This window comes from Bradyrhizobium sp. 2TAF24 (genome assembly GCF_052115025.1).
Classification (GTDB): Bacteria; Pseudomonadota; Alphaproteobacteria; order Rhizobiales; family Xanthobacteraceae; genus Bradyrhizobium_A.
The window spans coordinates 125,928-138,671 of sequence record NZ_JBFRFW010000001.1; the positions used below are offsets into that span (position 1 = coordinate 125,928).

The following is a 12,744-nucleotide window of genomic DNA, read 5'->3' on the forward strand; positions in this document are numbered from 1 at the left end:
CCGACGGTGTGACTGCTGACATGATCCGTTCTCTCCTCATCCTCACGCTTTCGGTCATCGTACTGGGAGCACGGCCGGCCGCGGCACAGAACGGCGCCAGCTGCCATGGCGGCATGAGCTTTGGCCGCTTTGTCGAACAGCTCAAGCAGGACGCAGCCCAGGCCGGCGTATCGCAGCGTGCCATCGCGGCAGCCGCGCCAAGCCTCGTCTACGACCAGGGCATCGTCAATCGCGACCGCGGCCAGCGCGTGTTCGGCCAGATCTTCACCGAATTCGCCGGCCGTATGGCGGCGACCTACCGCATGCAGCAGGGGCAGGCGATGATCCGCAGCCACGCGCAGGCGTTCGCCCGCGCGGAGAAGGAATATGGCGTGCCGCCGGCGGTGATCGCGGCGTTCTGGGGCCTGGAGAGTGATTTCGGCGTCAACATGGGCAACCTGCCGACGCTGCGCTCGCTGGTGTCGCTGGCTTACGACTGCCGCCGGGCGCAGATGTTCCACGACGAAACCATCTCGGCGCTCAAGATCATCGACCGCGGCGACCTCACGCCTTCGGAGATGATCGGATCATGGGCCGGCGAGCTCGGGCAGACACAGTTTCTGCCGTCGCACTACGTCAACTACGCGGTGGATTATGACGGCGACGGCCGGCGCGACCTGCTGCACAGTGCGGCCGACGTCATCGGCTCGACAGCCAACTACATCGCCACCGGACTGAAGTGGCGGCGTGGCGAACCCTGGCTGCAGGAGGTGCGGGTTTCCGCCAACGTGCCTTGGGATCAAGCCGACCTCACCGTCAAACATCCGCGGTCGCAGTGGGCGCAATGGGGCGTGACCTATGCCGACGGTCGCCCGCTGCCGAACGACGCGCTGCCGGCGTCGCTGCTGCTGCCGATGGGACGCTCAGGACCGGCGTTTCTCGCCTATGCCAACTTCGCCGCCTACACCGAGTGGAACAACTCGCTGATCTATTCGACCACCGCCGCGTACCTCGCCACCCGCATCGCCGGCGCGGCGCCGATGCGCAAGCCGGCTGCGCCGGTCGCCCAATTGCCGTTCGCCGAGATCCGCGAGATGCAGCAGATCCTCACGCGGCAGGGCTTCAATGTCGGCAAGGTCGACGGCGTGCTGGGCCAACAGAGCCGCAGCGCGGTGAAGGCGATGCAGATCAAGTTCGGCCTGCCGGCGGACTCCTGGCCGACGGCGGAGCTGCTGGCGCGGCTGCGTGGCGGCAGCGCGATGCGGTGACGAATACGGCTCGGTGCCACGCTTTGTTTTCAGCGTCATCACCGGGCCGTCGCGCGCAGCGCCGGGACCCGATGATCCAGCTCGGAATCTTCGTTGTTCTGCGAGCCAAATGGATTGCCGGATCAAGCGCGGCAGTGCCCCATTGGGTGCGGCGAGTCCCGAACCACATGAAAGGGCGCCGGTCCCTCGAACATGACCGCGATCACCGCTACCGCGGCGCAAGCCCATGGGCGATGAAATCGTACGTCGCCTCGGCCGCTTCCTCGAACGAGGCCTTGGTCTCCCACAGCGCATAGCGGCGGCCGGCAAGGTCGCACACCCCCATCAGAGCCCAGGCCCGCACCTCGGCGTCGCCCGGCGAGATCTGGCCGCGTGCCGCGGCCGCTTCCATCGCCGTCCGGTAGGCCGCGGCGAAGTCGTTGTAGTAGCGGCGGTAGGCAGCTTCGTCGACGAACTGCGATTCCGCCACGACACGATAGAGGTTCGGATTCTTGCGGACGAAATCAAAGAAAGCATGGACGCCGCGGCGCTCGACCTCGAGGCGATCGTCGATGCCGGAGGTGGCGAGGGTCAGCGAGCGGCGCAGGCGACGCCCCATGCGCAGCACCAGCTCACGCAGCACGTCCTCCTTGGTGCGGAAGTACACATAGAAGGTGCCCTGCGCGACTTCGGCTTCCTGAGTAATGGACACGACCGACGTGTCGGCGAAGCCGCGCTCGCCGATCTGCCGCTCCGCCGCGGCGAGAATGCGCTGGCGTGTCCGCTCGCCACGGCTGGTCTTCGGCACCGGATTGGGCGCCGGATCGGACTCCGGGGACGCATCGCTCGCCGTCACCATCGGGTTTTATGACTCGTCCACAATGCGCGGGACGCTGCTGCCCCGTCGGTGTTGATTTTTTCCATCCCGCGATCCCGGTCGCTTGACGGCGTTCCCTCGACCCGATACGCATAGCCGAAACATGAAACATGAATCAAGTGTCAAGTTAAGGACATTCGAGCGTAACTGGAGGGAGAAAATGACCATCCTGCGGACGATATTTCTGGCCGGCACCCTGATCGGCGCCGCGGCCGGCGCGGCCCACGCCGACGACCTCAAGATCGCGCTGATCTACGGCAAGACCGGCCCGCTCGAAGCCTATGCCAAGCAGACCGAGACAGGCCTGCGCATGGGCTTTGAATACGCCACCAAGAACACCATGGCGGTGGATGGCCGGAAGATCGTCATCATCACCAAGGACGACCAGGGCAAGCCGGACCTCTCCAAGGCCGCTCTCGCCGAAGCCTACCAGGACGACAAGGCGGATATCGCCATCGGCACCACCTCCTCGGCCGCGGCGCTCGCCGACCTCCCCGTGGCGGAAGAGAACAAGAAGATCCTGATCGTCGAGCCGGCGGTCGCCGACCAGATCACCGGCGAGAAGTGGAACAAGTACATCTTCCGCACGGCGCGCAACTCGTCGCAGGACGCCATCGCCAACGCGGTGGCGATCGGCAAGCCCGGCGTCACCATCGCAACGCTGGCGCAGGACTATGCTTTCGGCCGTGACGGCGTCGCCGCCTTCAAGGAAGCCCTGGCCAAGACCGGTGCGACGCTCGCGACCGAAGAATACGTCCCGACCAACACCACCGACTTCACCGCCGCCGCCCAGCGCCTGTTCGATACGCTGAAGGACAAGCCCGGCCGCAAGATCATCTGGGTGATCTGGGCCGGCGCCGGCGATCCCTTGACCAAGCTGCAGGACATGGACCCGAAGCGCTACGGCATCGAGCTGTCCACTGGCGGCAACATCCTGCCCGCGCTCGCTGCCTACAAGCGCCTGCCGGACATGGAAGGCGCGACCTATTACTACTATGCGATCCCCAAGAACCCGATCAACGACTGGTTCGTCGCCGAGCACCAGAAGCGCTTCAACGCGCCGCCGGACTTCTTCACCGCGGGCGGCTTTGCCGCGGCGATGGCCGTGGTCACCGCCGTCGAGAAGGCCAAGTCCACCGACACCGAGAAACTGATCGCGGCGATGGAAGGCATGGAGTTCGACACGCCCAAGGGCAAGATGGTGTTCCGCAAGGAAGATCATCAGGCACTGCAGAGCATGTACCACTTCAAGGTCAAGGTCGATCCGAACCTCGCCTGGGCCGTCAACGAGCCGGTGCGCGAGCTCAAGATCGAGGACATGACCATCCCGATCAAGAACAAGCGGTAAGCACACATCGCCCCGTCATGGCCGGGCAGCGCGATCCGTCTTCGACGGATCGCCATGACCAAGGTCTCCCGGCCATCCACGTCTTCCTTGCCGGACCGCATGCAAGACGTGGATGCGCGGATCACGCCCGCGCATGACGCCGGGTTTGCAGAACCGGAACTCCTCCCCTCATCCTGAGGAGCCCGCACAGCGGGCGTCTCGAAGGATGAGGCCGGCACCGTGAGTGGCCTCATGGTTCGAGACGGCGCTTTCGCGCCTCCTCACCATGAGGAATTGAGACAACGAGCCATCGGACGACAGCGCCGCCATGACCCTCACCCTCGAAACGCGCGACCTCACCATCCGCTTCGGCGGCCATGTCGCGGTCGACCATGTGAGCTGCAGTTTCCGCCCGGGCGAGCTGACCGCCATCGTCGGGCCGAACGGTGCCGGCAAGACCACCTACTTCAACCTGATCTCCGGCCAGTTGCCCGCGAGCGAGGGCCAGGTGCTGCTGGGCGGCGCCGACATCACCAAATTCTCCGCACCGCTGCGCACCCGTGCCGGCCTCGGTCGCGCCTTCCAGCTCACCAACCTGTTTCCCAACCTGACCGTCGAGGAGAACGTGCGCCTCGCGGTGCAGGCCGCGAGCGGCATTCACTACGACATGCTGCGGCCCTGGATGAAGCGCGGCGATCTGATCGCCCGCGCCGACACCATCCTCGACAGTGTCGCCCTCGGCAGCCGCCGCGGCGTCGCCGCCACCGCGCTGTCCCACGGCGACCAACGCAAGCTCGAGGTCGCGCTGATGATGGCGCTGGAGCCGAAGGTCTTCATGTTCGACGAACCGACCGCCGGCATGAGCGTCGACGAGGTCCCCGTGGTGCTGGACCTGATCGCGCGGCTGAAGCAGGACAAAAGCAAGATCATTCTCCTCGTCGAGCACAAGATGGACGTGGTGCGCTCGCTCGCCGACCGCATCATCGTGCTGCACAACGGCCGTCTCGTCGCCGATGGCCCGCCGGCCGAGGTGATCGCCTCGCCGATCGTGCAGGAGGCCTATTTGGGCATCGCGCCCGGAAAGAGCGCGGCATGACCGATCTTCTCACCCTCGCCGGCATCCACACCCATATCGGCCGCTACCACATCCTGCAGGGCGTCGACCTCGCCGTCGCCAGCGGCCGCGTCACCATGCTGCTCGGCCGCAACGGCGCCGGCAAGACCACGACGCTGCGCACCATCATGGGGCTATGGCCCGCGTCCAGCGGCAGCGTCACCCTCGGCGGCACGCGCATCGAAAGCCGGCCGACACCCGAGATCGCCAGCAGCGGCGTCGGTTATGTGCCCGAGACCATGGCGGTGTTCTCCGACCTTACGGTGAAGGAGAACCTGATCCTCGCCGCGCGCAACGGCCCGCTGGACGAGGCCCAGCTCACCTGGATTTTCCAGTTCTTCCCGGCGCTCAAGAAGTTCTGGCTGTCGCGTGCCGGCACGCTGTCCGGCGGGCAGAAGCAGATGCTGTCGATCGCCCGCGCCATCATCGAGCCGCGCAAGCTGCTGCTGATCGACGAGCCCACCAAGGGCCTTGCGCCCGCCATCGTGGTGGCGCTGATCGACTGTCTCGCCGAGATCAAGCGCCGCGGCGCCACCATCCTGCTGGTGGAACAGAACTTCCGTGTCGCGCAGCAGCTCGGCGACGACGTCGCCGTCATGGACAACGGTCGCATCGTCCATCGCGGCGAGATGGCCGCGCTCGCCGCCGATACCGCGCTGCAGGAACGTTTCCTCGGCCTCAGCCTGGAGGCACATCAATAATGACCGACACAACTGCCGACGACGTCCTGCCGAAACCGCCGCGCGATTTCATCCCGGTGCTGCTGCCGATCGCCCTCGCGCTCGCGATGCTGCCGCTGATCGGCTCGACCTCGTCGTGGGTCACGCTCACCGTTGCCAGCCTCGCCATGGGCATGATGATTTTCATCATGGCCTCCGGCCTGACGCTGGTGTTCGGCCTGATGGACGTCCTCAACTTCGGCCACGGCGCCTTCATCGCGGTCGGCGCCTATGTCGCGGTGCTGATTCTCGGGCCGCTCGCGCCCTGGCTGCAGGCTGATTCGCTGTGGAGCAACCTCGCTGCGCTGCTGCCTGCCGCCGTGCTGGCGATGGGAGTGTCTGGTGCGCTCGGCCTGGTGTTCGAGCGCGTGCTGATCCTGCCGGTGTATGGCAACCACCTCAAACAGATCCTGATCACCATGGGCGGCCTCATCGTCGCCGAACAGGCGCTCTATGCGATCGCCGGCCCGGCGCAGATCCCGCTGCCGCTGCCGACAGCGCTGCGCGGCTCGTTCATCGTCGGCGATATCGCTATTGCCAGGTACCGCGTGCTGGCGATGGTCGTGGGCCTCATCGTCTTCGTCGGCATGCAGCTCGTGCTCAATCGCAGCAAGATCGGTCTCCTGATCCGCGCCGGCGTCGAGAACCGCGAAATGGTGGAAGCGCTGGGCTATCGCATCAAGCGCCTGTTCCTCGGTGTGTTCATGGTCGGCTCGGCGCTCGCCGGCCTCGGCGGCGTGATGTGGGGGCTCTACCGCGAGCAGATCCACGCCTCGATGGGCGCCGACCTGATGGTGCTGATCTTCATCGTGGTGATCATCGGCGGCCTCGGCTCGGTCGGCGGTTGCTTCATCGGCGCGATCCTGGTGGCGATGGTCGCCAACTATGGCGGCTTCCTGCTGCCAAAGCTCGCGCTCGTCTCCAACATCCTGCTGATGGTCGCCATCCTGATGTGGCGGCCGCGCGGCCTCTATCCGGTGACCACCCGATGATGATCCTGTCCGGCGATCCTCCCCGCAGCCGCATTCTCAGCCTGCTACTCCTCGCCATCGTCGTGGTGCTGGCGCTGGCGCCCTTCATCTTCCCGGGTGCCAAGGCGCTCAACGTCGCCACCAAGATCTGCGTGTTCGCCGCGCTGGTCGCATCCTATGACCTGCTGCTCGGCTACACCGGCTCGGTGTCGTTCGCCCACACCATGTTCTACGGCATCGGCAGCTACGCCATTGCCATCGCGCTCTATGCACTCGGCCCAACCTGGGCCGCCGTCGGCGCCGGCCTTGTGATCGGCCTGCCGCTCGCCGCGCTGCTCGCGCTCGGCATCGGCCTGTTCTCGCTGCGGGTGCAGGCGATCTTCTTCGCCATGATCACGCTCGCGGTCGCCTCCGCCTTCCTGGTGCTGGCCTCGCAGCTGTCATGGCTGACCGGCGGCGAGGACGGCCGCAGCTTCCAGCTGCCCGAGCTGCTGCGCCCCGGCACCGTGTTCATCAAGGACCTGTTCGGCGTCACGGTGAACGGCCGCACGCTGACCTACTACATCGTGTTCGTCGGCGCGGCCGCCATGATCCTCAGTCTGCTGCGCATCGTGAATTCGCCATTCGGCCGCGTGCTGCAGGCGATCCGCGAAAACCGCTTCCGCGCCGAGGCGCTGGGGTATCGCACCGTCTTCCACCTGACCTGGGCCAACTGCATCGCCGCCCTCGTCGCCGCCGGCGCCGGCGCACTCAACGCGCTGTGGCTGCGCTACGCCGGACCCGACACCTCGCTGTCGTTCGCCATCATGCTGGACATCCTGCTGATGGTGGTGATCGGCGGCATGGGCACGATCTATGGCGCGCTGATCGGCGCCGTGATCTTCATCCTGGCGCAGAACTACCTGCAGGCGCTGATGGGCGCGGCATCGTCCGCCGCCGCCGATGCCGGCCTGCCGCTGCTGCCCGGCCTCCTGCATCCCGACCGCTGGCTGCTGTGGCTGGGACTCTTGTTCATCGCCAGCGTCTACTTCTTTCCGACCGGCATCGTCGGCCGTCTCCGAGGAGCTTCGTCCAAATGACCTCGCCCCGTTCCCATTACATCACGCTCTGCGACCGCGAAGTGCACTATGTCGAATGGGGCACGCCGGGCAAGCCGCCGCTGATCCTGTGGCATGGGGTTGCCCGCACCGGCCGCGACTTCGACGACCTTGCCATCGCGCTCGCCGACAGCCGCCACATCATCGTGCCCGACACCATCGGCCGCGGCCTCAGCCAGTGGACGCCGGACGAGACCGAATATGGGACGCCGTTTTACGCCCGGCAGGCGACCGAACTGGTCGACAAGCTCGGTTTCGCCACCGTCGACTGGATCGGCACCTCGATGGGGGCGATCATCGGCATCCGCGCCGCCTCCGGCGCGCTGCAGGGCCGAATCCGCCGTTTCGTGCTCAACGACATGGGCCCGATCGTGGCCCAGGCTGCGCTCGACCGTATCCGCTCCTATGCCGGCGCACCGCCGCGCTTCGAGCGGGTCAGCGACCTCGAAACCTACTTCCGACAGATCTACAAGCCCTACGGCTTCCTGACCGACGCGCAGTGGCGCCGCATGACCGAGACCTCGGTGCGCCGCCTGCCCGATGGCGGTGTCACCACCCATTTCGATCCGCTGATCAAGCGGCACTTCGACACCAATGAGGAGCAGTGGGACAACTGGGATCGCCTGACCTGCGACATGCTGTGTCTGCGCGGTGAGACCTCCGACCTGTTGCTGCCCGAGGACGCCGAGAAGATGGCGATCCGCAATCCGCGCTGTCGTGTCGTCACCATCGCTGGTTGCGGCCATGCCCCGGCGCTCAACGTGCCGGACCAGATCCAGCTGGTCTCCGATTTCATCAACACGGGAATCTGACCTCGGGAGCCGGCAACAGGGCAGTCTTTTCATGTTGCCGGCCCGGTCGCAACGAATCGCCTCTCGCTGGCCGCTTTTGCAGTAGATTCTGCTGCTCCCGCCGAACCGCGCTCCTGCCGGGCCCCGCAGCATTGCTGCATCGCATTTCTGCGCTTGTGTTTTACTCTCGCAATGCACAACTTTGTTGGCATCGCCAACCAGGAACCCGCCCGCGATGAGCACCTCGAAACTGTTTGAACCTTACAAGCTCGGCCGCATCACCCTGTCGAACCGCACGGTGATGGCGCCGTTGACGCGCAACCGGGCGGTCGACGGATTCGTGCCCAATCCGCTCGCCGTCGATTACTACGGCCAGCGCGCGTCCGCAGGACTGCTGGTCACCGAAGCGAGCCAGATCTCGCAGCAGGGCCAGGGCTATCAGGACACCCCCGGGATCTATTCTCCCGAGCAGATCGCCGGCTGGCGCAAGGTCACCGATGAGGTCCACGCCCGTGGCGGCCACATCTTCCTTCAGCTCTGGCATGTTGGCCGCGTCTCCCACGTGTCGCTGCAGCCCGAGGGCGGTGCACCGGTCGCTCCGTCGGCGCTGCGTGCCAAGACCAAGACCTTTGTCGGCGGCGCTTTCGCCGACGTTTCCGAACCGCGCGCGCTCGCGCCTGAAGAAATTCCGGGTATCGTCGAGAGCTTCCGCAAGGGAGCCGCGAATGCCATCGCCGCCGGCTTCGACGGTGTCGAGATCCATGGCGCCAATGGCTACCTGCTCGACCAGTTCGCCAAGGACGGCACCAACAAGCGCACCGACGCCTATGGCGGATCGATCCAGAATCGTGCGCGGCTCATGCTGGAAGTGTCCCATGCCGTCGCCACTGAGATCGGCGCCGACCGCACCGGCATCCGCATCTCGCCGGTGACCCCCGCCAACGACGTCTCCGACAGCAATCCACAGCCGCTGTTCGACCACATCGTCGATCGTCTCAGTGCGCTCAACCTCGTCTACATCCACGTGGTCGAGGGCGCGACCGGTGGCCCGCGTGACAACGCGCCATTCGACTACCAGTCGCTGCGCAAGCGCTTCAAGGGCACCTACATCGCCAATAATGGCTACACGCTGGAGCTCGCCCAGAAGGTGCTCGCCGCCGACGAAGCCGATCTCATCGCCTTCGGCAAGCCGTTCATCTCCAATCCGGACCTCGTCGCCCGCCTCAAGAAGGGCGCACCACTCAACGAGCCGGACAAGGCGACGTTCTACGGCGGCGGCGCCAAGGGTTACACCGACTATCCGACGCTCGAAGCCGCAGAGTAAGCCGGCTCGCCGAGACGCTCGAAACGTCGCACCAAAACGTCTCAGAAACATGGCCGGGCCCCGCGGGGCCCGGTCAACTTGTTTGTGGCATCGCCTTGAGGCTCAGAGCAGCTTCGCAACGATGAAGCAAAAGAAAAGGCCGGGATTACTCCCGGCCTTTCAGTGTGGTCCTCGTCCGATGGAGGAACGAGTTCGGATCGCGTCCGCTTACTTGGCTTCGGCGCGCTTCGGCGGCGAGGCCGGCCACGACTTGATCAGCGTGTCGTAGTCGACGGTTTCACCCTTCGGCTTCTCATTCGCGAGCTTGCGCTGCGGAGCGATGTTGCCGTCCTTCTCCGACTTGGCGAACCAGTATTCCGCGGTCTGCTTCGGATTGAGCTTCGGACCGCAGGCGCCCTGCACGCCCGACTTCTCGAGCCGCTCCATGACCGAGTCCTGGGCCGCAGCCAGCGAGTCCATCGCCTGCTGCGGGGTCTTCGCGCCCGACGCCGCGTCGCCGATGTTCTGCCACCACAGCTGGGCGAGCTTCGGATAGTCCGGCACGTTGTTGCCGGTCGGGGTCCACTGCACGCGCGCCGGCGAGCGGTAGAACTCGATCAGGCCACCGAGCTTCGGCGCCCGCTCGGTGAAGCTCTTGTCCCAGATGTCGGATTCACGGATGAAGGTGAGACCGACATGGCTCTTCTTCAGGCTGACCGTCTTGGAGACGATGAACTGCTGGTAGAGCCAGGCCGCCTTGCGGCGGTCGACCGGGGTCGACTTCAGAAGCGTGAGCGAACCCACGTCCTGGTAGCCGAGCTTCATGCCATCCTTCCAGTACGAGCCATGCGGCGACGGCGCCATGCGCCACTTCGGCGTGCCGTCGGCATTCATGACCGGCAGGCCGGGCTTCACCATGTCGGCGGTGAAGGCGGTGTACCAGAAGATCTGCTGAGCGATGTTGCCCTGCGACGGTACCGGACCGGACTCGGAGAAAGTCATGCCCTGGGCCTGCGGCGGGGCATACTTCTTCATCCAGTCGAGATACTTGACGATCGAGTAGACCGAAGCGGGGCCGTTGACGTCGCCACCGCGCTCGACCGAGGAGCCGACCGGGCGGCAGCCTTCCATGCGAATGCCCCACTCGTCGACCGGCAGACCGTTCGGCAGGCCCTTGTCGCCGTTGCCGGCCATCGACAGCCAGGCGTCGGTGAAACGCCAGCCAAGCGACGGGTCCTTCTTGCCATAATCCATATGGCCATAGACCTTGACGCCGTTGATCTCCTTGATGTCGTTGGTGAAGAACTCGGCGATGTCTTCATAGGCCGACCAGTTCACGGGCACGCCGAGATCATAGCCGTACTTGGCCTTGAACTTGGCCTTGTAGTCCGGATTGGTGAACCAGTCGTAGCGGAACCAGTAGAGGTTGGCGAACTGCTGGTCCGGCAGCTGGTAGAGATGGCCGTTCGGCGCCGTGGTGAACGACTTGCCGATGAAGTCGTTGACGTCCAGCATCGGATCGGTGACGTCCTTGCCGTCCTTGGCCATCCAGTCGGTCAGATCGACCGCCTGGCCGTAGCGGAAGTGAGTGCCGATGAAATCGGAGTCGTTGATCCAGCCGTCATAGACGTTCTTGCCCGACTGCATCTGGGTCTGGATCTTTTCGACGACGTCACCTTCCTGGATGATATCGTGCTTGACCTTGATGCCGGTGACTTCCTCGAACGCCTTGGCGAGCACCTTGGACTCATACTCGTGCACGGTCAGGGTTTCCGACACGATGTTGATTTCCATGCCCTTGAACGGCGCGGCGGCCTTGGCGAACCACTGCAGTTCCTTGAGCTGCTCCGCCTTGGACAAGGTCGACGGCTGGAATTCACCGTCGATCCACTTCTGGGCAGCAGCATCGTCCGCGCGGGCGGGCGACAGCAGCGTGGCGGACGCGACAATCATCGCCGCCGCGCTTGTCATCGTCATCAGACGAGTCTTCGTCATGTTTCGCATTTGGTTTCCTCCTTCAAGCGACTGACGTTTCAATCCCGGCTTCAGTCCCGGACTTGTGGAGCGGCCCCCAAAACCGAGAAGGCAGCCCTTCCTCCTCTTCGACATCACCCGATGTTCGTCGAGCCACTGACGCGGCTCTTCGGACCCGGATCATGTGCAACGTTTCGCGGCTCAGACGGTGCGAAAAATGACACCGGCAGAGAGCAGCGAAATGACGGTCGCGAGCCACAGGCTCGACACCTCGACTCCTTCATCGATCGGCAGCGTCAGGATCGGATTGGTACCGACCACGCCGATCCACAGCAAATGAATGACAGCCGCGACGATCAGCGAGATGAACAGCCGATCTCCGCGGGTGGTCGGGATGCGCAGCACCCCGATCCGCTCGGCCTCGGGATAGGCAGCACCAAGCCAGGTCATCACGCCGAGCGTCGCCGCCAGCAGCATGAAGAAGGTGGCGGTCGGCCAGGTCCAGGCCATCCATGCGAAATTCTCCATCGCCGCCCCCTCACACCCGTCCCAGCGCGAAGCCGCGCGCGATGTAGTTGCGGACGAACCAGATCACCAGCGCGCCCGGAATGATGGTCAGCACGCCGGCTGCCGCCAGCAGCCCCCAGTCCATGCCGGCCGCCGACACCGTGCGGGTCATGGTCGCGGCGATCGGCTTGGCGTTGACCGACGTCAGCGTGCGCGCCAGCAACAATTCGACCCACGAGAACATGAAGCAGAAGAACGCCGCGACGCCGATGCCGCTCGCGATCAGCGGCACCAGGATCTTGAGGAAGAAACGGGGGAAAGAGTAGCCATCGAGGAATGCGGTTTCGTCGATCTCGCGCGGCACGCTTGAGACGAATCCTTCCAGGATCCACACCGCCAGCGGCACGTTGAAAAGGCAGTGCGCCAGCGCCACCGCCCACGGCGTATCGAATAGGTTGATCGCCGAATACAGGTTGAAGAACGGCAGCGCGAACACCGCCGGCGGCGCCATGCGGTTGGACAAAAGCCAGAAGAACAGATGCTTGTCGCCAAGGAACCGGTAGCGCGAGAACGCGTAGGCCGCCGGCAGGGCAAACGAGATCGAGATGACGGTATTGATCACCACATACTTCAGCGAGTTGATGTAGCCGGAATACCAGCTCTCGTCGGTGAATATCCGCATGTAGTTCTCGATCGTCGGCTGGTGCGGCCACAGCGTCATGGTCGAGACGATCTCGGCATTGGTCTTGAAGCTCATGTTGACCAGCCAGTAGATCGGCAGCAACAGGAACACCAGGAACGCGAGCATGATGAGGCGGCGCCCGGGAATGGTCTGCAT

At 64.9% G+C, this 12,744-nt stretch carries 12 protein-coding genes; 8 read left to right on the forward strand and 4 right to left on the reverse strand.

All coding sequences use genetic code 11. The features are described from left to right. Nucleotides 1–20: 20 nt before the first annotated feature. A complete protein-coding gene (locus AB4Z37_RS00570) occupies nt 21–1,247 on the forward strand; it encodes a lytic murein transglycosylase (RefSeq protein ID WP_441514730.1) in 1,227 nt (408 codons plus the stop codon). A 208-nt stretch (nt 1,248–1,455) separates the two neighbouring features. Here the strand turns inward: AB4Z37_RS00570 and AB4Z37_RS00575 are convergent, their stop codons facing one another. Then, a complete protein-coding gene (locus AB4Z37_RS00575; RefSeq protein WP_441514731.1) occupies nt 1,456–2,085 on the reverse strand; it encodes a TetR/AcrR family transcriptional regulator in 630 nt (209 codons plus the stop codon). A 178-nt stretch (nt 2,086–2,263) separates the two neighbouring features. Between AB4Z37_RS00575 and AB4Z37_RS00580 the strand changes: the two genes are divergently transcribed. From AB4Z37_RS00580 to AB4Z37_RS00610, 7 genes are all read left to right on the forward strand, one after another. Then, the gene (locus AB4Z37_RS00580; protein WP_441514732.1) at nt 2,264–3,451 is read left to right on the forward strand and encodes a substrate-binding domain-containing protein; all 1,188 of its coding nucleotides are present in this window, start codon (nt 2,264–2,266) and stop codon (nt 3,449–3,451) included. 307 nt (nt 3,452–3,758) lie between these two features. After that, nucleotides 3,759–4,526 (forward strand): ABC transporter ATP-binding protein, encoded by a 768-nt coding sequence (locus AB4Z37_RS00585; RefSeq protein ID WP_441514733.1) that lies wholly within the window; start codon nt 3,759–3,761, stop codon nt 4,524–4,526. Continuing rightward, nucleotides 4,523–5,245 carry an ABC transporter ATP-binding protein gene (locus tag AB4Z37_RS00590; RefSeq protein ID WP_441514734.1) on the forward strand — a complete coding sequence of 241 codons (723 nt, stop codon included), beginning with the start codon at nt 4,523–4,525 and terminating at the stop codon, nt 5,243–5,245. Before AB4Z37_RS00585 ends, AB4Z37_RS00590 begins: the two co-directional genes overlap by 4 nt. Continuing rightward, the gene (locus AB4Z37_RS00595; protein WP_441514735.1) at nt 5,245–6,255 is read left to right on the forward strand and encodes a branched-chain amino acid ABC transporter permease; all 1,011 of its coding nucleotides are present in this window, start codon (nt 5,245–5,247) and stop codon (nt 6,253–6,255) included. The genes AB4Z37_RS00590 and AB4Z37_RS00595 overlap by 1 nt, the downstream gene beginning before the upstream one ends. After that, on the forward strand, nt 6,252–7,313 hold the full coding sequence (locus tag AB4Z37_RS00600; protein WP_441514736.1) for a branched-chain amino acid ABC transporter permease: 1,062 nt from the start codon (nt 6,252–6,254) through the stop codon (nt 7,311–7,313). Before AB4Z37_RS00595 ends, AB4Z37_RS00600 begins: the two co-directional genes overlap by 4 nt. After that, complete coding sequence (locus tag AB4Z37_RS00605; RefSeq protein WP_441514737.1) at nt 7,310–8,143, forward strand: alpha/beta fold hydrolase; 834 nt, start codon at nt 7,310–7,312, stop codon at nt 8,141–8,143. Before AB4Z37_RS00600 ends, AB4Z37_RS00605 begins: the two co-directional genes overlap by 4 nt. Before the next feature lie 214 nt (nt 8,144–8,357). Then, nucleotides 8,358–9,446, forward strand: coding sequence for an alkene reductase (locus AB4Z37_RS00610; RefSeq protein WP_441514738.1), 1,089 nt, complete (start codon nt 8,358–8,360; stop codon nt 9,444–9,446). A gap of 207 nt (nt 9,447–9,653) precedes the next feature. Here the strand turns inward: AB4Z37_RS00610 and AB4Z37_RS00615 are convergent, their stop codons facing one another. The 3 genes from AB4Z37_RS00615 to AB4Z37_RS00625 form a co-directional block, all read right to left on the reverse strand. Next, entirely contained in the window at nt 9,654–11,429 is a 1,776-nt protein-coding gene (locus AB4Z37_RS00615) for an ABC transporter substrate-binding protein (RefSeq protein ID WP_441514739.1), read from the reverse strand. A 171-nt stretch (nt 11,430–11,600) separates the two neighbouring features. Next, nucleotides 11,601–11,927: a DUF2160 domain-containing protein gene (locus tag AB4Z37_RS00620; RefSeq protein ID WP_441514740.1), complete on the reverse strand. Its 327-nt coding sequence runs from the start codon at nt 11,925–11,927 to the stop codon at nt 11,601–11,603. Between the two features lie 10 nt (nt 11,928–11,937). After that, nucleotides 11,938–12,744, reverse strand: coding sequence for a carbohydrate ABC transporter permease (locus AB4Z37_RS00625; protein ID WP_441515227.1), 807 nt, complete (start codon nt 12,742–12,744; stop codon nt 11,938–11,940).

Coding starts and splice junctions, on each gene's coding strand:
- AB4Z37_RS00600 (WP_441514736.1), top strand. CDS start 6,252: ATGATGATCCTGTCCGGCGATCCTCCCCGCAGCCGCATTCTCAGCCTG.
- AB4Z37_RS00610 (WP_441514738.1), top strand. CDS start 8,358: ATGAGCACCTCGAAACTGTTTGAACCTTACAAGCTCGGCCGCATCACC.
- AB4Z37_RS00585 (WP_441514733.1), top strand. CDS start 3,759: ATGACCCTCACCCTCGAAACGCGCGACCTCACCATCCGCTTCGGCGGC.
- AB4Z37_RS00620 (WP_441514740.1), bottom strand. CDS start 11,927: ATGGAGAATTTCGCATGGATGGCCTGGACCTGGCCGACCGCCACCTTC.
- AB4Z37_RS00615 (WP_441514739.1), bottom strand. CDS start 11,429: ATGCGAAACATGACGAAGACTCGTCTGATGACGATGACAAGCGCGGCG.
- AB4Z37_RS00570 (WP_441514730.1), top strand. CDS start 21: ATGATCCGTTCTCTCCTCATCCTCACGCTTTCGGTCATCGTACTGGGA.
- AB4Z37_RS00625 (WP_441515227.1), bottom strand. CDS start 12,744: ATGCAGACCATTCCCGGGCGCCGCCTCATCATGCTCGCGTTCCTGGTG.
- AB4Z37_RS00595 (WP_441514735.1), top strand. CDS start 5,245: ATGACCGACACAACTGCCGACGACGTCCTGCCGAAACCGCCGCGCGAT.
- AB4Z37_RS00580 (WP_441514732.1), top strand. CDS start 2,264: ATGACCATCCTGCGGACGATATTTCTGGCCGGCACCCTGATCGGCGCC.
- AB4Z37_RS00575 (WP_441514731.1), bottom strand. CDS start 2,085: ATGGTGACGGCGAGCGATGCGTCCCCGGAGTCCGATCCGGCGCCCAAT.
- AB4Z37_RS00605 (WP_441514737.1), top strand. CDS start 7,310: ATGACCTCGCCCCGTTCCCATTACATCACGCTCTGCGACCGCGAAGTG.
- AB4Z37_RS00590 (WP_441514734.1), top strand. CDS start 4,523: ATGACCGATCTTCTCACCCTCGCCGGCATCCACACCCATATCGGCCGC.